21 protein-coding genes are annotated in these 24,709 nt (G+C 67.3%); 15 read left to right on the top strand and 6 right to left on the bottom strand.

Going from position 1 to position 24,709, the window contains the following annotated elements:
* Positions 1–97: 97 nt before the first annotated feature.
* The 11 genes from dusB (at position 98) to FRZ44_RS12420 (ending at position 13,149) form a co-directional block, all read left to right on the top strand.
* The gene (gene dusB / locus FRZ44_RS12470; RefSeq protein ID WP_151177497.1) at positions 98–1,084 is read left to right on the top strand and encodes a tRNA dihydrouridine synthase DusB; all 987 of its coding nucleotides are present in this window, start codon (positions 98–100) and stop codon (positions 1,082–1,084) included.
* A 1-nt stretch (position 1,085) separates the two neighbouring features.
* Entirely contained in the window at positions 1,086–2,261 is a 1,176-nt protein-coding gene (locus FRZ44_RS12465; protein WP_151177496.1) for a two-component system sensor histidine kinase NtrB, read from the top strand.
* 4 nt (positions 2,262–2,265) lie between these two features.
* Positions 2,266–3,702, top strand: a complete 1,437-nt coding sequence (ntrC, locus tag FRZ44_RS12460) for a nitrogen regulation protein NR(I) (RefSeq protein ID WP_151177495.1) — start codon at positions 2,266–2,268, stop codon at positions 3,700–3,702.
* A gap of 64 nt (positions 3,703–3,766) precedes the next feature.
* Entirely contained in the window at positions 3,767–6,061 is a 2,295-nt protein-coding gene (locus FRZ44_RS12455) for a sensor histidine kinase NtrY-like (RefSeq protein ID WP_151177494.1), read from the top strand.
* Entirely contained in the window at positions 6,051–7,448 is a 1,398-nt protein-coding gene (ntrX, locus tag FRZ44_RS12450; protein WP_151177493.1) for a nitrogen assimilation response regulator NtrX, read from the top strand. The genes FRZ44_RS12455 and ntrX overlap by 11 nt, the downstream gene beginning before the upstream one ends.
* Before the next feature lie 22 nt (positions 7,449–7,470).
* Positions 7,471–8,847, top strand: coding sequence for a Trk system potassium transporter TrkA (gene trkA, locus FRZ44_RS12445; RefSeq protein WP_151177492.1), 1,377 nt, complete (start codon positions 7,471–7,473; stop codon positions 8,845–8,847).
* 185 nt (positions 8,848–9,032) lie between these two features.
* On the top strand, positions 9,033–9,896 hold the full coding sequence (gene dat, locus FRZ44_RS12440) for a D-amino-acid transaminase (protein WP_151177491.1): 864 nt from the start codon (positions 9,033–9,035) through the stop codon (positions 9,894–9,896).
* Between the two features lie 10 nt (positions 9,897–9,906).
* A complete protein-coding gene (locus tag FRZ44_RS12435; protein ID WP_151177490.1) occupies positions 9,907–10,584 on the top strand; it encodes an HAD family hydrolase in 678 nt (225 codons plus the stop codon).
* A gap of 169 nt (positions 10,585–10,753) precedes the next feature.
* Entirely contained in the window at positions 10,754–11,005 is a 252-nt protein-coding gene (hfq, locus tag FRZ44_RS12430; RefSeq protein ID WP_151177489.1) for an RNA chaperone Hfq, read from the top strand.
* Between the two features lie 75 nt (positions 11,006–11,080).
* Positions 11,081–12,328: a GTPase HflX gene (gene hflX / locus FRZ44_RS12425; protein WP_151180271.1), complete on the top strand. Its 1,248-nt coding sequence runs from the start codon at positions 11,081–11,083 to the stop codon at positions 12,326–12,328.
* Positions 12,325–13,149, top strand: a complete 825-nt coding sequence (locus FRZ44_RS12420) for an inositol monophosphatase family protein (RefSeq protein ID WP_151177488.1) — start codon at positions 12,325–12,327, stop codon at positions 13,147–13,149. Before hflX ends, FRZ44_RS12420 begins: the two co-directional genes overlap by 4 nt.
* Before the next feature lie 7 nt (positions 13,150–13,156).
* Here the strand turns inward: FRZ44_RS12420 and FRZ44_RS12415 are convergent, their stop codons facing one another.
* A complete protein-coding gene (locus FRZ44_RS12415; protein ID WP_151177487.1) occupies positions 13,157–14,245 on the bottom strand; it encodes an alkene reductase in 1,089 nt (362 codons plus the stop codon).
* Positions 14,246–14,416: 171 nt separating this feature from the next.
* Here FRZ44_RS12415 and FRZ44_RS12410 point away from each other — a divergent pair, with 171 nt between their 5' ends.
* Together FRZ44_RS12410 and FRZ44_RS12405 are read left to right on the top strand one after the other, a co-directional pair.
* Entirely contained in the window at positions 14,417–15,289 is an 873-nt protein-coding gene (locus FRZ44_RS12410; protein WP_151177486.1) for an NAD(P)-dependent oxidoreductase, read from the top strand.
* 79 nt (positions 15,290–15,368) lie between these two features.
* The gene (locus FRZ44_RS12405) at positions 15,369–15,947 is read left to right on the top strand and encodes a GNAT family N-acetyltransferase (protein WP_225308665.1); all 579 of its coding nucleotides are present in this window, start codon (positions 15,369–15,371) and stop codon (positions 15,945–15,947) included.
* Here FRZ44_RS12405 and mazG read toward each other — a convergent pair.
* From mazG to FRZ44_RS12385, 4 genes are all read right to left on the bottom strand, one after another.
* Positions 15,944–16,834, bottom strand: coding sequence for a nucleoside triphosphate pyrophosphohydrolase (gene mazG / locus FRZ44_RS12400; protein WP_151177484.1), 891 nt, complete (start codon positions 16,832–16,834; stop codon positions 15,944–15,946). The two genes, FRZ44_RS12405 and mazG, sit on opposite strands and share 4 nt — an antisense overlap.
* A complete protein-coding gene (locus FRZ44_RS12395; RefSeq protein ID WP_225308664.1) occupies positions 16,831–18,048 on the bottom strand; it encodes an MFS transporter in 1,218 nt (405 codons plus the stop codon). Before FRZ44_RS12395 ends, mazG begins: the two co-directional genes overlap by 4 nt.
* Positions 18,049–18,175: 127 nt before the next feature.
* Complete coding sequence (locus tag FRZ44_RS12390; protein WP_151177483.1) at positions 18,176–19,087, bottom strand: DMT family transporter; 912 nt, start codon at positions 19,085–19,087, stop codon at positions 18,176–18,178.
* An 89-nt stretch (positions 19,088–19,176) separates the two neighbouring features.
* On the bottom strand, positions 19,177–20,364 hold the full coding sequence (locus FRZ44_RS12385; RefSeq protein ID WP_151177482.1) for a benzoate/H(+) symporter BenE family transporter: 1,188 nt from the start codon (positions 20,362–20,364) through the stop codon (positions 19,177–19,179).
* Between the two features lie 105 nt (positions 20,365–20,469).
* Here FRZ44_RS12385 and FRZ44_RS12380 point away from each other — a divergent pair, with 105 nt between their 5' ends.
* Positions 20,470–21,150 (top strand): GntR family transcriptional regulator, encoded by a 681-nt coding sequence (locus FRZ44_RS12380; protein WP_151177481.1) that lies wholly within the window; start codon positions 20,470–20,472, stop codon positions 21,148–21,150.
* A gap of 87 nt (positions 21,151–21,237) precedes the next feature.
* Positions 21,238–23,043 (top strand): potassium/proton antiporter, encoded by a 1,806-nt coding sequence (locus FRZ44_RS12375; RefSeq protein ID WP_151177480.1) that lies wholly within the window; start codon positions 21,238–21,240, stop codon positions 23,041–23,043.
* Between the two features lie 284 nt (positions 23,044–23,327).
* On the opposite strand, the gene FRZ44_RS12370 is transcribed toward FRZ44_RS12375, so the two are convergent.
* Entirely contained in the window at positions 23,328–24,707 is a 1,380-nt protein-coding gene (locus tag FRZ44_RS12370; protein ID WP_151177479.1) for an aldehyde dehydrogenase family protein, read from the bottom strand.
* Positions 24,708–24,709 lie beyond the last annotated feature (2 nt).

The raw sequence follows: 24,709 nt of genomic DNA, 5'->3' as shown, positions 1-24,709 counted from the left end.
AATTTCTAGCTATTGCAGTGCAGCAAAGATCGCGCCATAGTAGGGCCGATGGGGCGATATGCCCAAACTATGTGCATTCGCGGGAGCTGCCCAAATTATGGGCATTGAGATCGGCCAGCATCGCCTCGAAGACCCGGTGATTCTGGCGCCCATGTCGGGCGTCACGGATCTGCCGTTTCGCCGCCTGGTCAAGGGCTGGGGCGCGGGTCTCGTCGTGTCCGAGATGATCGCGAGCCAGGCGATGATCCGTCATTCGCGCCAGTCCCTGAAGATGGCCGAGACCGTCCCGGAGGAATCGCCGATGGCGGTCCAGCTCGCGGGTTGCGAGCCCGAGGTGATGGGCGAGGCGGCGAAGCTCAACGAAGATCGCGGCGCCGCCATCATCGACATCAATTTCGGCTGCCCGGTGAAGAAGGTCGTGAACGGCCATGCCGGCTCGGCGCTGATGCGCGACGAGCTGCATGCGGCGCGCATTCTCGAAGCGACGGTGAAGGCGGTCGCCTTGCCGGTGACGCTGAAGATGCGCATGGGCTGGGACGATGCCAACCGCAACGCGCCGAACCTCGCGCGCATCGCCGAGCAGTCCGGCATCCGCATGGTCACGATCCATGGCCGCACCCGCTGCCAGTTCTATGCCGGCTCCGCCGATTGGAGCTTCGTGCGGCAGGTCAAGGAAGCGGTGAAGATCCCGGTCGTCGTCAATGGCGACATCACCACGCTCGATGAAGCCGCCGAAGCCCTGCGGCTTTCGGGCGCCGACGGCGTGATGGTGGGGCGCGGCGCCTATGGCCGCCCCTGGTTCCTCAAGCAGGTGATGCATTTCCTGCGGACCGGCGAGCGCCTGCCCGATCCGCCGCTGCTCCGGCAGTTCGAGACGGTGCTGGCGCATTACCGCGACATGCTCTCGCATTACGGTATCGCGACCGGCGTCAAGATCGCGCGCAAGCATTTCGCCTGGTATTCGAAGGGCCTGTTCGGTTCCTCGGAGTTCCGGACTGCGATCAATCGCTGCGACACCCCCGACCAGGTCGAGCGACTGTTGAACGATTTCTACATGCCCCTGCTCGAGCGCGAGGCCGCCTGAGATGAGCGCGCGGACGGCAACCCTGGTTCCGGTCCGCGCTGTCGCCGCGCGCGACCTCAATTCCGACAAGGGCAATGCGGGCGACGATCCGCGCGGCCCCGCCAATCAGGACGGACCCGCCGCGAGCGAGCTGCTCGAGGCGCTGCCGCTGCCCCTGATCGCGCTGGACGACGCCGATCGCATCGGCGTGGTGAACGGGGCAGCCGAGCAGTTTCTCGGTGCCAGCGCCGCCCATCTGCGGGGGCGCGCGCTCACGGAAATCCTGGTCGGGGATTCGCCGCTGCTGGCGCTGGTGCATCAGGTGCGCCAGGACGGGGTGGCCCTCTCCGAAGAAGCCTGCGTCGTGGAATCGCCCCGCTTCGGCCGGCGCGAGGCGGCGGTCGATCTGGCGCCCCTGGCGAACCGCTCCGGCTGGGTCGCCATTCTGTTGCGCGAGCGCCTGATCGCGCGCGGTCTCGACCGCCAGGCGCAGCAGCAGGGCGCGGTGCGCTCGCTCAATGCGATGGCCGCATTGCTGGCCCATGAGATCAAGAATCCGCTCTCCGGCATCCGGGGTGCGGCACAGTTGATCGAGCCCGATCTGCCGCCGAGCCGTCAGATGCTGGCGGCCCTGATCCGCGAGGAGGCCGACCGTATTCGCGGGCTGGTCGATCGCATGGAGATGTTCGCGCAAGCCGCACCCGTGGCCTTCAGCACGCTCAATATCCATGAGGTGCTGGATCATGTGCGCCATCTGGGCGAGGCCGGTGTCGCCGATGGGCGCACCGTCATCGCCGACTACGACCCGTCGCTGCCGCTGCTGCATGGACATCGCGACCTTCTGATCCAACTCTTCCTCAACCTCTTCAAGAATGCCGCCGAGGCGACCCAACCCAAGACCGGCCGCATCCGCCTGATCACCCGCTATCGCCAGGGCGCCAAGCTGACGCGACCCGGCGGCGGTGCCGCGCCGCATCTGCCGCTCGCGGTCTCGATCGAGGACAACGGGAGCGGCGTGCCGGACGCGCTGCAGGCAAGGCTGTTCGATCCGTTCGTGACCAGCAAGGCCACGGGCAAGGGCCTCGGACTGGCGCTCGCCGCCAAGATCGTCGCCGATCACGGCGGCGCTATCGAATTCGAGAGCGTGCCCGGCCGCACGGTCTTCATCGTGCTGCTGCCGGCCGCGGTGGAGAACTGACGCCATGGCCGCCAACACCATTCTCGTCGCCGACGACGACCGCGCCATTCGCACCGTCCTGACCGAGGCGCTGGGGCGCCTGGGCCATCAGGTCCGCACCGCGGGCGACGCCGCGACGCTCTGGCGCTGGGTCAAGGACGGGGCCGGCGATCTGGTCATTACCGACGTGGTGATGCCCGACGAGAACGGCCTGGACCTGCTGCCGCGCATCCGCAAGCTGCGGCCCGATCTGCGCGTGATCGTGATGAGCGCGCGCAACACGCTGCTCACGGCGGTCAAGGCGACCGAAGGCGGCGCCTTCGATTACCTGGCCAAGCCGTTCGACCTGGGCGACTTGCGCAACGCCGTCGAACGCGCGCTCTCGCGCTCGAAGCCGACCCTGGTCGTCGCCAACCTGGGCGACGAGGAGGCGCTGCCGATCGTCGGCCGCTCGCCCGCCATGCAGGAGATCTACCGGCTCCTGGCGCGGTTGATGACGAGCGATCTCACGGTCCTGCTGACCGGCGAATCCGGCACCGGCAAGGAGCTGATCGCACGGGCATTGCATGACTATGGCCGCCGGCGCAAAGGTCCCTTCGTCGCCGTCAACATGGCGGCCATTCCGCGCGACCTGATCGAGAGCGATCTCTTCGGCCACGAGCGCGGCTCCTTCACCGGCGCCATCAACAAGGCGACCGGCCGGTTCGAGCAGGCGGCGGGCGGCACGCTGTTCCTCGACGAGATCGGCGACATGCCGCTCGAGGCCCAGACCCGGCTCCTGCGCGTGCTGCAGGAAGGCGAGTTCACCACCGTGGGCGGCCGCGAGGCGATCCGGGCGGATCTGCGCATCGTCGCCGCCACCCATCGCGACCTGCGCGAGCAGGTGCGCCGCGGCCAGTTCCGGGAGGATCTCTATTACCGCCTCAATGTCGTGCCCTTGCGGCTGCCGCCCTTGCGGGAGCGCATCGAGGACATTCCCGACCTGGTGCGGCATTTCCTCAACCGGGCGACGGAGGAGGGCGGCAGCGCCAAGATGTTCGACGCCGCCGCGATCGAGCGGCTGCAGCGCTACGAATGGCCGGGCAATGTCCGCGAACTCGAGAACCTGGTCCGCCGGGTCGCGGTCATCTATGGCGAAGACGTCATCGGCGCCGACATCGTGGCCCGGGAGCTGGCCGCGATCGCCAGCGCCGCGACCCCCGGCAAGGCGACGAGCGAGTCGCTGGCCACGGCGGCCGAGCGCCATTTGCGGGACTATTTCGCCGCCCATACCCATGGGTTGCCGGCCCGGGGCCTCTATGACCGGGTCTTGCGCGAGATCGAGCGCCCGCTGATCCAGCTTTCGCTGGAGGCGACGCGGGGGAACCAGATCCGGGCGGCCGAGATGCTGGGGCTGAATCGGAACACTTTGCGCAAGAAAATCCGGGAATTGGACATATCCGTCCTGCGCGGCTTAAAGTAGGGCTCTCCTGGCATCCCGGACCACTCCAGCCCGACATGACGATTTAGCCAGGGCCTGAAAGGCAATGCAGGCCGACGACACCGCGCCGAGCGCTGCGGCGGGACGCTCTTGGAGCCCCGAGCCGCTTTATCGGTCATTTCTTGACTGGGCGCGTCGCCACTACCTCGAGCGCAAGCTTTCTATAGCGCTGCTCGTGCTGGCGCTTGTCTCGGGCGTGGCGACCTTCATCTCAATGAGCGGCAGCTTCGGGATGCGCACCAATCCGCGCATCGTGCTGCTGCTGTTGCTGGGCGATCTGGTGATCCTGCTGGCGCTGGGCACGGTCGTCGCACGGCGCCTCGTGATCCTCTGGCTCGAACGCCGGCGCGGCCTTGCCGGCGCCCGCCTCCATGCCCGCCTGGTGATGCTGTTCAGCCTGCTGGCGGTGACGCCCACCATCATTATCGCCCTGTTCTCGACGCTGTTCCTCAATCTCGGCATGGAAGCCTGGTTCTCGGACCGGGTGCGGACCGCGGTCCACGACTCCCTGGTGGTCGCGCGCGCCTATCTCGAGGAGCATCAGCGCAATATCGGCGGCGACGTGCTCGCCATGGCCGAGGATCTGCGCCGCGAGGGCCCGTTCCTCATGGTCAACCGCCAGCGCTTCGAGCGGCTGATGGACTTCCATGTCCGCGCGCGCGGCCTCAACGAGGCGGTGCTGATCAACAGCCAGGCGCAGGTTCTCGCCAGCGCCGGCTTCAATCTGGTGATGGAGTTCGATCCCGACCTGCCGAACTGGGCGATCGCCCGCGCGCATCAGGGCGATCTGGTGCTGCTGCCTTCCGACACCGGCGACCGGGTGCGCGCCCTGGTGCAGCTCGACCCCGTGTCGGACACCTACCTCTTCGTGGGCCGGCTGGTCGATCCGCGGGTGATCGCGCATCTGAACGCGACCGAGGGCGCGGCCCAGCTCTATGAGGAGCTGGAGGGAAGGCGGTCGGGCCTGCAGATCACCTTCGTGCTGATCTTCATCGTGATCGCGCTGCTGATGCTGCTGGCGGCGGTCTGGCTCGCGCTCATCGTCGCGACGCAGCTGGCGCGCCCGATCGGCGACCTGGTGTCGGCCTCCGAGCGCATTTCCCTGGGCGACCTGGCGGCGCGCGTTCCGGAAGCCGCGGCCGACGACGAGATCGGCGCTTTGTCGCGCACCTTCAACCGCATGACCGGCCAGCTCGAGAGCCAGCATAACGAGCTCCTCTCGACCAACCGCGAGCTGGACGAACGCCGCCGCTTCACCGAGCTGGTGCTATCGGGCGTCTCCGCCGGCGTGATCGGCCTCGACGACGAGGGTCGCATCCGCCTCCCGAACCGCTCGGCCTCGCTGTTGCTGCATAGCGACCTGCTCGGGGCCGTCGGGCGGCCGCTGGGCGAGGTCATCCCCGAGCTGGCGCCCGTGATCGAGCAGGGTCGCCGCCGCCTGGGCCGCCCGGCCGAAGGTCAGATCCAGATCACGCGCGGCAGCGAGACCCGGACCATGATCGTCAGGGTGGTGAGCGAGCTCGACGAGGGCGACCTGATCCGGCTGGTGGTGACGGTGGACGACGTGACCGAGCTCATGTCGGCGCAGCGCAAGGCCGCCTGGGCCGATGTCGCACGACGCATCGCGCACGAGATCAAGAACCCGCTGACGCCGATCCAGCTCTCGGCCGAGCGGCTCAAGCGGAAATATCTGAAACAGATCACGACGGATCCCGAGACCTTCATCGTCTGCACCGACACGATCGTCCGTCAGGTGGGCGACATCGGCCGGATGGTGGACGAATTCTCATCCTTCGCGCGGATGCCGGCACCCGTGTTGCGGCCGGAAAACCTGCTGGATCTGTGCCGCCAGGCCCTGTTTTTGCAGCGCACCGCCAATGCCGCCGTGCAATATCACACCCGTTTGCCCGACGAGCCTGTCATCGTGGTCTGCGACTCCCGGCAGGTGAGCCAGGCGCTGACCAATCTGCTGCAGAACGCCGTCGACGCCATCGACGGCCGCCAGGCGCAACCGGGTGAAGCATTGCCGCGGGGCGAGATCGAGCTCAGCCTGGAGGTCCAGGCCGACAAGGTGATCCTGGCCGTCGCCGACAATGGCCGTGGGCTTCCGGCTTCGGGGCGCGAGCGTCTGACCGAGCCCTATGTCACGACGCGCGCCAAAGGAACGGGTCTGGGCCTTGCTATCGTTAAGAAAATCATGGAAGACCATGGCGGCCAACTGCAACTCGCCGACCGGGCGGGCGGGGGCGCGGTGGTCCGGCTCTTGTTCCCGATGGGAGCGGAAAGGGCGGCCGAGCCGCCGGTGGATATGACGAACAAGAGCATGGCTCATGGCACTTGATATCCTGATCGTCGACGACGAGGCCGACATCCGGCTGCTGCTGGCCGGCGTCCTCAAGGACGAGGGGTATGAGACCCGCGAGGCGGCGGACAGCACGGGCGCGTTCGAGGCGATCGCGCGCCGGCGGCCGAGCCTGGTGCTCCTCGACATCTGGCTTCAGGGCAGCGCCCTCGACGGCATGCAGCTGCTGACGCTGATCAAGCGCGATCATCCCAACCTGCCGGTGGTGATGATCAGCGGCCATGGCAATGTCGAGACGGCCGTCGCCGCGATCAAGGAAGGCGCCTACGACTTCATCGAGAAGCCCTTCAAGGCCGACCGGCTGCTGCTGGTGATCGCGCGCGCGATCGAGGCCATGCGGCTGCGGCGCGAGAACGACGAATTGCGCCAGCGCAGCGGCAGCGATGCGGAGCTGATCGGCAGTTGCTCGATCGTGGCGCAGCTGCGCCAGGCGATCGAGCGGGTGGCGCCGACCGGCAGCCGCGTGCTGATCACCGGCCCGGCGGGCTCGGGCAAGGAAGTGGCGGCGCGCATGCTGCACCGTCTGTCGCGGCGCATCGACGGACCCTTCGTGGCGCTCAACTGCGCCACCATGCATCCCGACCGGCTGGAGGTCGAGCTCTTCGGTCATGAGGAGAGCGAGGAGCACGGGCCCGCCAAGATCGGCACGCTGGAGCAGGCCCATGGCGGAACCCTGCTCCTCGACGAGGTCTCCGACATGCCGCTCGAGACCCAGGGCAAGATCGTCAGGGTCCTGCAGGAGCAGACTTTCAACCGCGTCGGCGGCAATCGCCGGGTCGAGGTCGATGTCCGCGTCATCGCCGCGACCAACCGCGATCTGGCGCAGGAGATCGTCCAGGGCCGTTTCCGCCAGGACCTCTATTACCGGCTGAACGTGGTGCCGTTGCGTGTGCCCTCGCTCAAGGAGCGGCGCGAGGATATCCCGATGCTGGCGCAGTATCTGATGGGACGGGCGGCGGAGATGTCCGGCGTGCCGGTGCGCCGCTTCGGCGAGGACGCGCTGGCGGTGCTGCAGACCTATGACTGGCCGGGCAATGTGCGCCAGCTCCGCAACGTGATCGACTGGCTCCTGATCATGGCGCCCGGCGATGCGACCGAGCCGATCGTCGCCCGCATGATGCCGCCCGAGATCGCCGGCGAGACCTCGGCCACGCTGGGCGCCTTCGGCAACGGCGAGATCATGTCGCTGCCGCTGCGCGAGGCGCGCGAGCTGTTCGAACGGCATTATCTCGATGCGCAGGTGGCCCGCTTCGGCGGCAACATATCGCGCACGGCCGCCTTCATCGGCATGGAGCGTTCGGCGCTGCATCGCAAGCTGCGCGCACTCGGGATCGTCACCAACGACCGAGAGCGGGTCGAAGGGTGACCGTGACGGGGCGCCTTGGCCCATGAAGGTCATCATCTGCGGGGCCGGCCAGGTCGGTTTCAACATCGCGCGCTACCTCTCGCGCGAGGAGAACGACGTCACGCTGATCGACACCGAGGCCCGCCTGATCGAGCAGATCAGCGACACGCTGGATGTGCAGGGTGTCGTCGGCTACGCCTCCCATCCCGACGTGCTGGAACAGGCGGGCGCCCGCGATGCCGATCTGCTGATCGCCGTCACGCATTACGACGAAGTCAACATGGTCGCCTGCCAGGTGGCGCATGCGCTGTTCGAGGTGCCGCGGCGGATCGCGCGGGTACGGGCCCAGAACTATCTCCAGCGCGGCTATTCCGAGCTTTTCAACCGCCAGAACATGGCGATCGACGAGATCATCTCGCCCGAAATCGAGGTGGCGCGGGCGATCGCGCACCGGCTCGAGATTCCGGGGGCCTTCGACGCCATCCCGCTCTCCGACGGGCGCATCACGCTGGTGGGCCTGCGCTGCGACGAGAACTGCCCGGTGGTCGACACGCCGCTGCGCCAGCTGACCGAACTCTTTCCCGATCTCGCCATGTCCGTGGTGGCGATCCGGCGCGGCGAACGCCGGATCGTGCCCACCGGCGAGGACCGGATGCTGGTCGGCGACGAGGTCTATTTCGTCGTCGACAGCCGGCATGTGAAGCGCGCGCTCTCGGCCTTCGGCCATGACGAGGCCGAGGCGCGCCGGCTGATCATCGTGGGCGGCGGCAATATCGGCATGTTCCTGGCGGAGAGCCTGGAGCGGGATTCGCCGGGCATCCAGGTCAAGCTGATCGAGATCAACCGCCAGCGGGCGGAGGAGGCGGCCCAGTCCCTCGGCCGCACCATGGTGATCCATGGCGATGCGCTCGATCTGGATATCCTGGCCGAGGCCAACGTCAAATCGACCGAGGCCATCGTCGCGGTCTCCAACGACGACGAGGTCAACATCCTGTCGTCGCTTCTGGCCGAGCGGCATGGCTGCAAGCGCTCGATCGCGCTCATCAACAAGCCGGTCTATGGCTCCCTGATCGGCCAGCTCGGGATCGATGCGGTGGTCAGTCCGCGCGCCATCACCGTCTCGACGATATTGCAGCATGTGCGCCGCGGCCGGATCCGGTCGGTCCACAGCGTCGGCGACGGCTTCGGCGAGATCATCGAGGTCGATGCCTTGCCGACCTCGGCCCTGGTCGGGCGTCCCCTGCGCGAAGCCAAGCTGCCCCCGGGGGTGCTGATCGGCGCCGTCCTGCGCGGCGACAGCATGATCGTTCCGCGCGGCGACACGGTCATCAAGCCCGAGGACCGGGTGGTGATGTTCGCCATTGCCGAATCCGTGCCGAAGGTCGAGAAAATGTTCTCTGTCAGGCTGGAGTTTTTTTGAACACAGACGCTTGTTCCCTCTCCTGCTTGCGGGGGAGGGTTAGGGAAGGGGAAGACGCGATGAATTGGGACCGCGCCTTCCCCCCTTCCTAACCTTCCTCCTGAAGGGGGAAGGGACAAAACAATCAAACATCTGCCACCTGATCGCCCTCTTCGCCCATCGTCATCCCTCAGGTTCGTCTCGCCATGTCCCGCATCGCCTATGTCAATGGCCGCTACCTGCCGCTCTCCCAGGCCCAGGTCCATATCGAGGATCGCGGCTATCAGTTCGCCGACGGCGTCTATGAGGTGGTGCCGCTCTATCGTGGCCGTCTGCTGGACGAGGATCCGCATCTCGACCGGTTCGACTATTCGCTGCGCGAGCTGCAGATCGCGCCGCCCATGTCGCGCGCCGCCCTGAAGCTGGTCCTGCGCGAGCTGGTGCGCCGCAACGGGTTGAGCGACGCCTTGCTCTATTTCCAGGCCACGCGCGGCGTGGCGCCCCGCGACCATAAATTCCCGGCGAAGACGAAGACGGCCTTCGTCGCGACCATGCGCCGGTCGCGGCCGCCCTCGGCCAAGCAGATCGAGGAGGGAGTCTCGGTAATGACGACCCGGGACATCCGCTGGGAGCGCTGCGACATCAAATCGCTCAACCTGCTGCCCAACCTGCTGGCGAAGCAGCAGGCGACGGTCGCCGGCGTCTTCGAAGCCTGGCTGGTCGACGATGACGACAACATCACCGAAGGCAGCTCGACCAACGCCTGGATCGTCACCAGCGACGGCAAGCTGGTGACGCATGACGCCGGGGCTGCGATCCTCAACGGCATCACTCGTCAGCGCGTGATCAAGCTGATGGAAGGCGAAGGGCTCACCTTCGAGCAGCGCGCCTTCAGCCGCGAGGAGGCGATGCGCGCGCGCGAGGCCTTCCTCTCCAGCTCGTCGAGCTTCGTGCTGCCGATCACGCGGATCGACGGCAAGCCGGTGGGCGAGGGCAAGCCCGGCCCAATGACGCGCCGGTTGCGCGAGATCTATGTCGCCGCGGCGCTCGAAGCGCCGGTCGTGATCTGACGGCGGCCCCATGACACCCAGCACTGCCGGCAAGGGCGGATTGCGGCTGCCACGTGCGGTCCTTTGGGATTGGGACAACACGCTGGTCGACAGTTGGGGCGTGATCGCCGACGCCCTCAACACCACGCTGGTGGCGATGGGGCAGGAGGCCTGGACCCTGGCTCAGACCCGGGAGCGGGTGAAGGCCTCGTTGCGCGACAGCTTCCCCGGGATGTTCGGCACGCGCTGGCCGGAAGCCGAGAAGATCTTCTATGACCGGTTCCAGTCGCGCCATATGGAGCTGCTGGAGGCCCTGCCGGGGGCGGAAGCGCTGCTGGCGGCATTGGCGGAACGAGGAGTCTATCAGGGTGTGGTCAGCAACAAGCGCGGCCCCTTCTTGCGCAAGGAAGCCGATCATCTCGATTGGAACCGTTTCTTCGGCCGGGTGGTCGGGGCCGGGGACGCGGCGCGCGACAAGCCGGCACCTGAACCGGTTTTAATGGCGCTCGAAGGCGGCCCGGTGCCGCCGGGAGCCGATGTCTGGTTCGTGGGGGACACCGACCTCGACATGATCTGCGCGCGCGACAGCGGCTGTGTCCCGCTTCTGATCCGCGCCGAGCCGCCGCAGTCCGGCGAATTCGTCACAATCGCGGAAATGCTGCATTTTCAAAGTTGTGACGAACTGCGCCAACTCGTTGACAAACTTTAGAGTTTCCTGAAATTGCCGTTTTGTGCTAGCAAGTCGGCAATTCCGGGACGCGTTTGCCTCCGTCCCGACGCCCAATAGGGATTGTCCATGGACCCCACGCCGGCTCCGCGCCGGCTCCAGGTCCCAACAAGACCGGGCCCCGAGAACACTTCAGAAAAAGAGGGAGCCAATGGCTACGGAAAAATCGCAGAACGTTCAGGACGTTTTCCTGAATCACATTCGGAAGGGCAAGGTGCCGGTCACCGTGTTCCTGGTGAACGGCGTGAAGCTGCAGGGCATCGTCACCTGGTTCGATAATTTTTCGGTGCTGCTGCGCCGTGACGCGCATTCGCAGCTCGTCTACAAGCACGCCATCTCCACCATCATGCCGGCCCAGCCCGTGCAGCTCTTCGAAGGCGCCAAGGAGGGCGAAGAAGAGTAAGTGGAGGCACGTCCCAATGGCGGTAGCGGCGATGGAGTGGTCCGCGGCGAGCGCTGCACCGTCCTGACGCCGGTCATGCGGGGTCCCGTGGCCCCGGGCCGCGAACCCGAAGCGCGATTGGCCGAGGCCGAGGGCCTTGCCCGCGCGATCGACCTCGATGTGGTGCATGCGGAAACGGTCCGGGTCGCCGAACCGAAGCCCGCGACCCTGATCGGTTCGGGCGCGGTCGAGCGGCTGCATGGCCTGATCGAGGAACAGGACATCAAGCTCGCGATCGTCGATTGGCCGCTGTCGCCGGTGCAGCAGCGCAATCTCGAGCGCGCCTGGAGCTGCAAGGTCATCGACCGGACCGGCCTGATCCTCGAGATCTTCGGCGCGCGCGCGCGGACGCGCGAGGGCCAGCTCCAGGTCGAGCTCGCCGCGCTCAGCTATCAGCGCAGCCGGCTGGTGCGATCCTGGACCCATCTGGAACGCCAGCGCGGCGGCTTCGGATTCATCGGCGGCCCCGGCGAATCCCAGCTCGAGATCGACCGCCGCCTGATCGGCGAACGGATCGCCCGCCTCAAGAAGGAGCTAGCCGAGGTCAAGCGCACGCGCGGGCTCCATCGCGAGGCGCGCAAGCGCGTGCCTTATCCGGTGGTGGCGCTGGTGGGCTACACCAACGCCGGAAAATCGACGCTGTTCAATCGCCTCACCAACGCCACGGTGATGGCGAAGGACCTGCTGTTCGCCACCCTCGACCCGACCATGCGGGTGGTGAAGCTGCCATCGGGCCGCGATATCATCCTCTCGGACACGGTCGGATTCATTTCCGATCTGCCGACCGATCTGGTGGCGGCCTTCCGCGCTACGCTCGAAGAGGTCAGCGCCGCCGACATCATCCTTCATGTGCGCGACGTGGCCCATCCCGAGACCACGCTGCAGCAGCAGGAAGTGATCAAGGTGCTCAAGGAACTGGGCCTCGAGACGCGCCTCGACGGCGACATGATCGAGGTCCTGAACAAGATCGATCTCCTGGAACCGGGAGACCGCGAGACCGTGCTGGAGCAGGCCGAGCGTCAGGCCCATGCGGTGGCGCTCTCGGCCCTGACCGGCGAGGGTACCGACCGGTTGCTGGCGGACATCGACCAGCGCCTCGCCTCGCAGCGCCAGATCGGGCATTTCAAGGTGCCGCATGGCGAGGGCGCGGCTTTGGCCTGGCTCTACAGCCATGGCGAGGTCCTGACCCGGCGCGACGACGAGGCGTTCGCCTATCTCGACGTCCGGCTCGATCCGGCCGACGTCGGCCGCTATCAGCGCCTCTATCCCGTAGCACCGGCATGAAGCTCGACATCGACAAGGTCTCGGTCCTGATCGCGCAAGCGGCGGCCGAGGAGGTCATGCCGCGCTTCACCAAGCTGAGCTCCGCCGACGTGCGCGAGAAGGGGCCCGGCGATCTCGTCACCGTCGCCGACGAGGCCATGGAGCGTCGCCTGACACCGATCCTGGCCGCGCTGATGCCGGAAGCCCTGGTGGTGGGCGAGGAGGCCGCGGCGGCCGATCCGGGATTGCTGGAGCAACTCGCCGCCGCCCGATCGGCCTGGGTGATCGACCCGATCGACGGCACCAGCAACTTCGCCGAGGGTCGCCCGCTCTTCGGCGTGATGGTGGCGCTGCTCGATCGCGGCGAGCCGGTCGCCGCCTGGATTCACGATCCCGTCGCCCAGAGCACGGCGACCGCCGCGAAGGGCGAGGGGGCCTGGCTCGATGGCCATGGCACGGGTCGCCGGCTGGCCGTCGCCGCGCCGCCTGCCGATCCGGGCGATCTGAGGGGAACGCTGAACGCCGGATTCTTCGGCGATCCGGCGCTCGGCCGACGCGTGCAGTCGCGCCGCGACCGGGTGCGTCCGGTCAAGTCGCTGCGGGCGGCGGCCCATGAATATCTGCGCCTTGCCAAGGGCGAGGCGGATTTCACGCTCTTCACCAAGCTGATGCCCTGGGACCACGCGCCCGGCGTCCTGATCCATCGGGAAGCCGGCGGCACCGGCCGCTATCTCGACCGCAGCCCCTATCGCGCTGCCCTGACGCAGGCCGTGGGGCTGCTGATGGCGCCCGACGAAACCAGCTGGGTCGCCCTGCACCGCCTGCTGCTCGAGGACGAGTGATCCCGGCCTAGTTGGCCGCGGTCTTCTCGAGCGCCGGATAGTCGGTATAGCCCTTGGCGTCGCCGCCATAGAAGCTATCGGGATCGGGCGGATTGAGCGGCAGGTTGCGGCGCAGCCGCTCCGGCAAATCGGGATTGGCGATGAAGCTCGCGCCGAACGAGATCAGGTCGGCGTCGCCCCGCTGCAAGGTCGCCTCCGCCTTCTCGTGCGTATAGCCGCCGTTGGTCATGATCGGCCCGTGGAAGAAGGCCCGCATCTCGCGCGGCAGGATATAGCCGCCGGCGGGCTCGGGATCGTCCGGGTAGAAATCGATCAGATGGAGATAGGCGAGGCCGAAGCCATCCAGCACTTTGGCCGCATGATGGAAGATCGCGCGCCGGTCGCTGTCGGCCGAGCTGCCGAAGACGCCATTGGGCGACAATCTGACGCCGACGCGGTCCGGGCCCCAGACATCGCAGGCGGCCTGCGTCACCTCGGCAAGGAAGCGGGTGCGGTTCTCGACCGAGCCGCCATAGACATCGTCGCGCTTGTTGGTGCCGTTCACCAGGAACTGCTCGACGATATAGCCGTTGGCGCCATGGATCTCGACGCCGTCGAAGCCGGCCTCGAGCGAGCAGCGCGCGCCATGCCGGAAATCCTCGACCACCTTCTTCACCTCGGCGGTGCCGAGCGCGCGGGGCGCCACATAGGGCTTCATCCCGCTGTCGGTGTAGATCTCGCCCTCGGGCGCGATCGCGGAAGAGGACACCGGCAAGTCGCCGTTGGGCTGCATGCTGGGATGCGAGGTCCGGCCCACATGCCAGAGCTGCAGGAAGATGCGGCCGCCGGCCTGATGCACCGCATCGGTGACGGCGCGCCAGCCCTTCACCTGCTCGGCGGTATGGATCCCCGGCGTGTTGGGGTAGCCGATGCCCTGCGGCGAAACCTGCGAGCCTTCGGTGATGATGAGGCCGGCGCTCGCGCGCTGCCGGTAATAGACCGCGTTGAGCGCGGTCGGGACATGGCCGGCCACGGCGCGGTTGCGGGTCATGGGGGCCATGACGACGCGGTTGGGCAGGGTAAGGCGGCCGATCTTGATGGGCTCGAACAGTTTCATGATGCCTCTGGCGTGAGTGGGGCGCGCCGCATGGAGCCACAGCGCCGCCGGCGCTTCAACCCACCGCAGTGACAGCGGCTTACCTCGCGGTGACCGCAGGAATGCGTCGCTTGCAGCGCCATGGCTCGCCGCTAAGATGCCGGCCGTCACCCGAAAATCGGAGCCGCACTCATGTCGCAGAACGTCGCTTTCCTTGGCCTCGGGGTCATGGGCTTTCCGATGGCGGGCCATCTGGCCAAGGCCGGCCACAAGGTGACCGTCTTCAACCGCACGGCGGCCCGCGCCCAGGATTGGGTCGCCAAGCATGGCGGCAAGTCCGCGCCGACCCCGGCGGCGGCGGCCAAAGGGGCCGAAATCGTGTTTGCCTGCGTCGGCAATGACGACGACCTGCGCTCGATCCTCAAGGGCCCCGATGGCGCTTTCGCCGGCATGGCGAAGGGCAGCGTCTTCGTCGATCACACCACCGCCTCGGCGGAGGTCGCGCGGGAGAGCGCCGAGACCGCGTCAGGCCTCGGGCTCGGCTTCCTCGACGCGCCCGTCTCGGGCGGGCAGGCGGGGGCCGAGAACGGCAAGCTCACGGTCATGGTCGGGGGCGATCCGGCGCAATTCGACCGGGTGAAGCCCGTCATCGACGCCTATGCCCGGGCCTGCACCCTGCTGGGGCCGGTCGGCGCCGGGCAGCTCACCAAGATGGTCAACCAGATCTGCATCGCCGGGCTGGTGCAGGGACTGTCCGAAGGCGTCAATTTCGCCCTCAAGGCCGGCCTCGATCCAAAGCTCGTGATCGACACCATCTCGAAAGGGGCCGCCCAGTCCTGGCAGATGGAGAACCGGGCCCTGACGATGGCGGAGGGCAAGTTCAATTTCGGCTTCGCTGTCAATTGGATGCGGAAGGATCTTGATATATGTCTGACAGAGGCGAAGCGTAACGGCGCGCGCCTTCCGGTGACCGCTCTGGTCGATCAGTTCTACGCCGCGGTCCAGGCGCGGGGCGGCGGTCGCTGGGATACCTCGAGCCTGATCCAGTTGCTGATGAAGGATTGAGAGTTTAATTTATAACATCAGGAACGTCCGATAATCTATTATGGATAATAATAAATCATCGCTTCAAGATGGCTACTCGGTGCTGTCTCCCGGCAAGCTCGCCAATCTGGTGACCTGCCTCGAGATGACCGAGAGGCCGGCGCCGAAACCGCAACCCTCGACGCGCAGCGCCCTGTCGCTGCAGCGGATCGCGCAGCCCGACCTCCACAGCTATCGCGCTCTGTTTCGCCGCATCGGGCAGGACTGGATGTGGTTCTCGCGGCTGGTGATGCCCGACGAGCGGCTGCGCCGGATCCTCACCGACCCGAAAGTCGAGGTCTACACGCTCCGTGACGGCGGCGCCGAAATCGGCCTGCTGGAGCTCGACTTCCGCGAAGAGGGCCAATGCGAGCTGGCGTTCTTCGGCGTGGTGCCCGAGGCGATCGGGCGGGGCGCCGGCCGCTTTCTCATGGACCAGGCGATCGCATTGGCCTGGGCCCACCCGATCCGCCGCTTCTGGGTCCATACCTGTAGCTTCGATCATCCCTCAGCATTGGCGTTCTATCGCCGCTCCGGCTTCCGGCCCTATGCCTATGCCGTCGAGGTGCATGACGACCCGCGGCTGACCGGACATCTGCCGCGGACGGCGGCACCTCACATCCCGCTGATCGAGCCCTAGGCGCTCGCATCGGGCCGACGCGGGCGATCCGTCTTCGGACGGCGGCGAAGCTCGCGCTCTTCCTGCTTGACTCGCTGCCAGAGCGCCTCGAGCGCGTCCAGGCCGGGGCGGGCGCCGGCGCCATGCTCCGCGGCGGCGAGGGCTTCCACGCGGCGGAAGCGGCGCTCGAATTTGGCGTTGGCGCCGCGCAAGGTCTGCTCGGGATCGAGCTCCAGATGGCGCGCCAGATTGGTCACCGCGAAGAGCAGATCGCCGACCTCGTCCGCCAGCCGGTCCTTGCCCGCGCCATCGACCATCTCCGCTCTGACCTCGGCGATTTCCTCGACGATCTTGTCGAGCACCTGAGCCGCTTCGGGCCAGTCGAAGCCGATGCGCGCGGCGCGCCTCTGCAGCTTGGCGGCCCGGGTCAGGGCGGGCAGGGCGAGCGGCAAGCCGTCGAGCTGGCTGGGGGCGGCGCCCTTGGCGGCGGCCTCCGCGGCGCGCTCGCCGGCCTTCTGCTCCTCCCAGGCCACCGTCTGGGCGCCGGCGCTATCGATGGCCGCGTCGGCGAACACGTGGGGATGCCGGCGGATCATCTTGTCGTTGACCGCCCGCACGATGTCGTCGAAGCCATAGAGGCCGCGCTCGCGGGCCATCTGGGCGTAGAACACGACCTGGAACATCAAGTCGCCCAGCTCGCTCTTGAGCTCCTCCATCTGGCCGCGCTCGATGGCGTCGGCGACCTCATAGGCTTCCTCGATCGTATGCGGGACGATGGTCGGGAAATCCTGCTCGAGGTCCCAGGGACAGCCGGCGTCGGGATCGCGCAGCCGCGCCATGATGGCGAGCAGGCGGTCGATCGGCGCGAGGCTCTCGGGCGGGGCCGCCTTGGGCTTCGGCTGGGTCATCGCGAAACCTCCTTCGGCCTGCCGCCCTCCATGTCGGGAAGCAGCGCCGTGAGCAGCCCGATCACGGGCAGGAAGGCGCAGACCCGGTAGACGAATTCGATGCTGGTCCAGTCGGCGAGCGCCCCCAGCGCCGCCGCGCCGATGCCGCCCATGCCGAAGGCGAAGCCGAAGAACAGGCCGGATACCATGCCGACCCGGCCGGGCATCAGCTCCTGCGCATAGACGACGATCGCCGAGAAGGCCGAGGACAGCACCAGCCCGATCACCACGCTGAGGGCCACGGTCGCCGTCAGCCCGACATAGGGCAGCACCAGCGTGAAGGGCAGTATCCCCACGATCGAGGCCCAGATGACCTTCTTGCGGCCGATCCGGTCGCCGACCGGACCGCCAACGACGGTGCCCACCGCGGCCGCTGCCAGGAAGACGAAGAGATAGATCTGTGCGTCGCGCGTCTCCAGGGCGAAGCGATGCATCAGGTAGAAGGTGTAGTAGCTGAAGATGCTCGCCAGATAGAAATATTTGGAGAAGATCAGCGCGATCAGCACCAGCACCGCGCGCTTCACCTGGACGCCCGAGAGCGTGGCATGTCCGACATGAACACGGCGGCCGGGCGGGCGGGCATGGCCCTGGCTCTTGTACCAGTGCCCCAGCAGCGTCAGCACGGCCATGCCGCCCAGCGCCGCCAGCGCGAACCAGGCAAGGCTGCTCTGGCCGCGCGGCAGGATGAAGAAGGCCGCCAGGAGCGGCCCCAGCGCGGACCCCAGATTGCCGCCGACCTGGAACAGCGACTGCGCCAGCCCATGGGCGCCGCCCGAAGCCAGCCGCGCCAGGCGCGAGGATTCCGGATGGAAGATCGAGGAACCGACCCCGAGGAAGGCGGCGCCCAGCAGCAGCATCGGGTAGTTCACGGCGAAAGCCAGCGTGACCAGCCCGACCAGGGTCGAGCCCATGCCGAAGGGCAGCGAGTAGGGCTGCGGCCGGCGGTCGGTGAAGAGGCCGATCAGAGGCTGCAGCAGCGAGGCCGTGATCTGGTAGGTCAGCGTCAGCAGGCCGATCTGCCCGAAGCTCAGATCGAAGCCGCCCTTGAGGATCGGATAGATCGCCGGCAGCAGCGACTGCATCATGTCGTTCAGCATGTGGCAGAAGCTGATCGCGCCCAGGATCGGGAACGCGGTGGTGCTGGCTTTGGGCGGCGTGGTGATGGCTTCCGTCACGGGAACGAACCTTTCGATGAGCAGGCCGGTGGGAGGCGGGGTCAGTGCTTCATAAGCCCTTGCGGGCCCAGGCGTTGCTATCCTTGAGTCGCATAATGTATATTATGTAAAATACTGGATGGGTTTCTCAGGATCCCCCTCGAGCCCGGCTTCGCTGCGCGTCGCCGAGGATCTGCCACAGGACGGCCGCGAGCACCACGGCCCCGCCCCAGAGCGTCGCATCGCGCGGCACCTCCGCAAAGAAGATCCAGACCCAGAGCGGCGCCAAGGGCGTCTCGAGGATGCTGAGCAGCGCCGCCTCGGCCGCGGGAATGTATTTGGCACCCATCATGTAGAGCGCCAGGCCCAGCCCCATATTGAACAGCCCGAACAGCGCCAGGTTCACGAAGTCGACCGGCGTGATGGCGTCCACCGGTCCTGCCATGGTGAAACAGATCGCCGAGCCGATGAAGCATGAGAGCCCGGCCGCCTGGATCATCGGCACGCCCGGATAGCGCCGCGTGATGCTGGTGGTGACCGCCATGGTCATTGTCATGAGGAAAGCCAGAGTGCAGCCCGCGAGGCTGCTGTCGCTGCCGCGCGAGGCGCCGCCGACCATGATGGCGACGCCACCGACTGCCACGACCCCCGCCAGCAGCGTGCGGACCGAGGGCCGCTCCTTGAACCAGAGCCAGACGATCGGCGCGGTCATGAAGGGCAAGGTCGCATAGATCACGGTGACGTCGGCCACCGCGGTCAGCCGCAGCGAGCCGACGAAGGCCATCATGCCGCCGGTGTTCAGCATCGTGACGATGAGTCCGGGCCAGCCCATCGGGCGGAACAGCCGGCGCTTCTGGGACTTCGCGTCCCAGATCATGAACAGCAGGATGAAGAGCCCGCCGAACAGCCCGCGCCAGGCCAGCATGGTCCAGAGATCGAGCGTGATCAGCCGGGTGAAGAAGCCGCCGCTGCTCCAGAAGATGGCCGAGGCCGTGACCATCACCAGGCCCAGACGGTGGCGTGCCCGCGCCTCGCCGGCCGCCAGGGCGACATCAGTCATGGCGTTGCGCTCGGCCTTTCACTGCAGCATGTCGGGAGCTTTTGTCTCGCGCGTGAGTCAGGGTCCGCGCGCGATCGAGGTCTCAAGAATTACGGCTTCAGCCGGCGCAGTGCCAGCATGATCCCGCCCGCGAGCAATCCCCAGAAGGCAGAGCCGATGCCCGCGAATGACATACCTGACGCGGTCGCGATCAGGGTCACCAGGGCGGCGTCGCGTTCGCCCGGCTGTAGCAGTGCATTGCCCAGCGCCGAGCCGAAGGCGCCGAGCAAGGCCAGCCCCGCCACCGCTTCGATCAGCAAGGGCGGCGACGCGCTGATCCAGGCCGTGGCGGCCACCGCCAACATGCCGAAACCGATATAGCCGACGCCGGTCGTCACCGCGGCGATGTAGCGGCGGCTGGGATCGGGATGCGCATCGGGCCCGGCGCAGAGCGCGGCCGTGATCGCCGCGAGATTGACGGCATGGCCGCCGAAGGGCGCCACGATCATGGTGCCGATGCCGGTGGTGACGATCAGCGGCCGCGAAGGCGGATGGAAATCGTTGGCCTGCAATACGGCGAAGCCCGGAATGTTCTGCGAGGCCATCGTCACCAGGAACAGCGGCAGCGCGATGCTGACCATGGCGCTCCAGGAGAAGACCGGCGGAACGAACGTCAGTTGCGGCCAGAGCTGGTCGACCGGCGGCAACGGCCCTGCCCCGTTCCAGAACATCAGCGCCACGGCCAGGATCACGGCGGCTGGCACGGCATAGAGCCGCCAGAAGCGCGCGACGACGGCCCAGAGCAGCACCACGGGCAGCGCCAGCATCGGAATCTCGGCGATGGCGAGAAAAGGCGCGATGCAGAGATGGAACAGCACGCCCGCCAGCATCGCGTTCGCGATCGAGGATGGAATGGCGGCGACGAGGCGGCCCAGCGGCTTCCACAGTCCCGCCAGCACGATGAGCGCGCCGACCGCCAGGAAGGCCCCCACGGCGGCCGCGAACCCGCCTTCCGGCGCCCCGGTCGTCGCCAGGAGGGCGGCTCCGGGCGTGGACCAGGCGACGCTGATGGGCATGCGGTAGCGCAGGCTCAGCAGAATGCCGAGCAGTCCCATGCCGACGCTGAGCACCAGTAGACCGGAAGCCGATTGCGCCGGGCTCGCGCCCACGCCGACCAGGCCCTGGACCACCACCGCAAACGAGCTGCCGAAACCGACGAAGGCGGCCAGCAACCCGGTCGTGATGGCCTGGCCGCGGGCGGCTTTCACCGGCAGATCGGTCGCGCGGTCGGCATCCATGGCGTCGATATTTCCCCCGTGGCGAGGACCGCCTTCGCCTGCGCTTGGCAGCCTCTCCTGGGATCTCTATAGTTGAATTGGATCCAATCGACAATCCGGGACCGCATGGCGGACAACCTCGCCCAGCTCATCGACCGTTCCCGGCCCCGCTTCCGGACCGCGACCGAGTTCGTCGAGGCGACCCTCAAGCAGGCGATCCTGAGCGGCGCGCTGGCCGCGGGCTCAGCCCTCCGCCAGGAGGAACTGGCCGCGACCTTCGGCGTCAGCCGGATGCCGATCCGCGAAGCGCTGCGCCAACTCGAAGCGCAGGCGCTGGTCGATTTCTATCCGCATCGCGGCGCCGTCGTGGCGGAGATCTCGGCCGAGGACGCGGCCGACAACTACACCATCCGCCTGGCGCTCGAGCCCGTCGCCCTGCGCCTCTCTTTCCCGAAGCTCAGCGGCGCCGATCTCGATCGCGCCGGCGAGATCCTGGCGGAGATGGATGGCGAGCCGGATCAAAACCGGTTGGGCGAACTCAACCAGCGTTTCCATATGACGCTCTATGCCCGCGCCGGGCGCCCCCGCCTTCTCTCCCTGATCGAGCAGCATCTGGCGCAGGCGGATCGCTATTTGCGCTTCCACCTCGCCGCGATGGGCCGGCATCACATTTCGCAGGGCGAGCATCGCGCCATGCTCGAGGCGGCGCAGGCCCGCAAGCCCGCCCTCGCCTGCCGGATCCTGGTCGCGCATATCGGCACGGCCGAACGGACGCTGCAGGAATTTCTGGAAGGTCGCGACCGCTGATCCCGCGCGGATCGCCGCGACCTCCTCCCGATCGAAAAAAATCAACCGCACCGAACGCGAAGTCTCGCGCTCGGACGCGTATCGGTTATGTTGATTCTCATGGAATCGATCTCGGTCACATTGCTGGTTGGCGCCGGGCTGGTGGTGCTCAGTATCCTGGCGAGCGCCTATGCCACGCGGCTCGGCGCGCCGGTGCTGTTGATCTTCCTGATCCTGGGCATGCTGGCGGGCCAGGACGGGCCCGGTGGCATCGTCTTCAACGATTTCCACCTGACCTACATGGTGGGCAGCGTCGCGCTGGCGCTGATCCTGTTCGATGGTGGCCTGCGCACGACCCGCACGGTGTTCCGCCTGGCCCTTTGGCCAGGCTTGTCCCTGGCAACGGTGGGCGTTCTCATCACGGCGGTCATCGTCGCCTTCGTCGCCTATGAGGTCCTGAGTTTCGGCACGGTCGAGGGGCTGCTGCTGGGGGCGATCCTGGCCTCGACCGATGCTGCTGCCGTGTTCCTGCTGCTCTCGCGCGGCAATCGAGCGTTGAACATGCGGGTCCAGGCCACGCTCGAGGCGGAATCCGGCATGAACGATCCCATGGCGGTGTTCCTCACCATCTCCTGCGTCGAATGGCTGCTCCATGCCGGCGAAACGGGGCCGCTGATGGTGGCACTGTCGCTGGTGCTGCAGATGGCCGGCGGTGCCGCCTTCGGGCTGCTCGGCGGCTGGGCCTTGCGCTGGCTCATCGATCGCATCGAGCTCGCGGTCGGGCTCTATCCGATCCTGGTGGCCGCGGGCGCGCTGGTGCTGTTCGCCGCCGCCAACGCGGTCGGCGCCAGCGGGTTCCTCGCGGTCTATCTCGCCGGCATCGTCATGGGCAGCAAGCCCTTCCGCGCCCAGCAGATGGTGATCCGGTTCCATGACGGGCTGGTCTGGCTGGCGCAGGTCGTGATGTTCCTGCTGCTAGGGCTCTTGGTCACGCCGACCGAGTTCCTGCCCCTGACCATTCCGTCGCTGGTGATCGCTTTCGCGCTGATATTCGTGGCGCGGCCGCTGGCCGTGCTGGTGTCATTGCTGCCCTTCAGGTTCGACCGCCCTTCCCTCGCCTTCATCAGCTCGGTGGGATTGCGCGGCGCGGTGCCGATCTTCCTGGGCTGTCTGCCGGTGCTGGCGGGCCTGCCCAATGGCCGCACCTATTTCGACGTGGCCTTCGTCATGGTGCTGCTGTCGCTGGTGGTCCAGGGCTGGACCGCGCCGGCTTTGGCGAAGGCGCTGGGCCTCGAGGTGCCGGCGGAACCGGAGCCCGAGGCGAGCCGGTTGTTCGAGCTGCCGGATGCGGCCGATCGCGACATTCTCGGCTGGCGCATCCCCGAGGGCAGCAACGCGCTCGACTATTCGCCCTCGACCCTGCCGCTGCCGCCGCGCACCGGCAGCCTCGGCGTGGTGCGAGAGGGCCGCATCCTGCCGCCGACGGAGCCCGGCAAGCTCGAGGCCGACGATTATGTGATTCTGCTGGTGCCGCCCGAACAGCGCCACGCGGTCGACAAGCTCTTTGCCGCCGGCGGCAGCGAAGGCGACCAGATCGAAGGCCTGGGCGAATTCATGTTCGATCCCACCGCCTCTTTCGAGCTCATCGCGAAGGAATACGGCCTGCCCCTGCCCGCCGACGCCAAGGGCCTCACGGTCGGCGACTGGCTCGCGCGCCGGATCGGCCGGCTGCCGGTTGTCGGCGACCGCGTGAAGCTGGCACCGGTCGAGCTCACCGTGCGCGCGACCGAAGGCGACCGCATCACCCTCGTGGGCCTCGAGCTTGAGGAAGCCCGCGCGCGCTTGCCGCTGCTGCGCTGGATCGAACGCATGCGACGGAAGATGGGTGGGCGTCGCGGGCGTAACGAAGATTAGGAGAGCGCCGCAATGCGCTCATTCGTCACCCCGGCCCCCGTGTCGCGCCATAGGCGCGCACGAGGACAGGCTCCGGCCGGGGTCCTGAACACAGGCCTTCGCCAGTTTTTGCTCGATGGGTGTTCAGGATGCCGGCCTTCGAGCGTGTGAAGAAAACGAATGATGCCGTAAGAGGGCGTCAGAAATTCTCTCGCCCCCTCCCCTTGCGGGAGGGGGCATGGAGTTTCTATGCTCCGCCCGATTCTTTCACACGCTCCTTCGCCGGCATGACAACGAGTCCAGCCCTACGACTTGAACACCATCATCTTCTCGTGCGTCATCTCGCGCATCGTCCAGGGGATGCCGCCGATGCCGTAGCCGGAATGGCGGTGGCCGGCGAAGGGCATCCAGTCGACGCGGAAGGCCGTGTGGTCGTTGATCATCACGGCCGAGCCGTCCAGGCGCGGCGCCACCTCGAGCGCGAAGTTGAGATCCTGCGTGTAGATCGAGGCCTGAAAGGCGAGCGGCAGGCTGTTGGCCGACTGGATCGCCGTCTCGACCATGTCGAAGCCGTAGACGCAGGTCACCGGCCCGAACACTTCCTCGCGTGAGATGCGGACATCGGCCGGCGGCTCGACCAGCACTGCGGGGCTGATCACCCGCTCGGACAATCTTTCGCCGCCCGTGGTGATTTCGGCGCCGGCAGCCTTCGCTTCCTCGATCCAGGCCATGACCCGGTCGGCTTCCTTCGGCAGGATCAGCGGTCCGACCTCGGTCGTGGGCAGGGTCGGATCGCCGACCTTCAGCGCCTTCACGGCCTCGGTGAAGCGGGCCACGAACTCCGCCTTGATGGCGTTATGGACATAGATGCGCTGCGTCGACACGCAGACCTGGCCCGCATGGTAATAACCGCCCTTCACCAGCGAGGGGACGGTCAGATCGAGATCCGCGCTGCGGTCGACGATGACAGGTGCCGCTCCGCCATGCTCGAGCGCGCAGCGCGTGCCCGGGGCGAGCTTGCTGCGCAGGCGCCAACCCACCGCGGCCGAGCCGATGAAGCTCAGGAACGCCACGCGCGAATCCGTCGCGAAGGCTTCCGCCAGGGCGGTGTGCTCGGGCAGGAAGGTCTGGCACCAGGGCTCCGGCAGCCCCGACTCCCGCACCAGCCCGACGAACTCGAGACAGCTGAGCGGCGTGCTCGAGGCGGGCTTGACGATGATCGGGCATCCCACTGCGATCGCCGGCACCACCTGATGGACGATCAGGTTCAGGGGATGATTGAAGGCCGAGATCGCGGCGACGACGCCGATCGGCTCCTTGATGGTGAAGGCCATGCGCCGCGTGCTGGCGGGGGTCAGGCCCATGGGGATTTCGCGGCCGGCGAAGTTGCGCAGCTCGTCCGCGCCGTTGCGGACGCCGTCGACCGCGCGCAAGGCCTCGGCCTTCGCATCGGTCAGCGGCTTACCGCCTTCCCGCGCGATCAGCTTCGCAAAATGACCGACCTTGCCGGCCAGCAGGTCCGCCAGCCGGTGGAGAATGGCAATGCGCTCATGCGGCGCCAGCCAGCCGTCCCGATCGAGGAAGGTTCGCCGCGCCGTCGCGAGCTTGGTTTCCAAGGCGTTCGCATCGTCGGACGGCACCTCCGTGATGAGTGCGCCGTCGTAGGCTTGAACGACCTTGATCATGG

This window comes from Hypericibacter terrae (assembly GCF_008728855.1).
GTDB classification, from domain to species: domain Bacteria; phylum Pseudomonadota; class Alphaproteobacteria; order Dongiales; family Dongiaceae; genus Hypericibacter; species Hypericibacter terrae.
The sequence above is the reverse complement of the archived record's forward strand: the minus strand, read 5'-3'. Positions and strand labels throughout refer to the sequence as shown.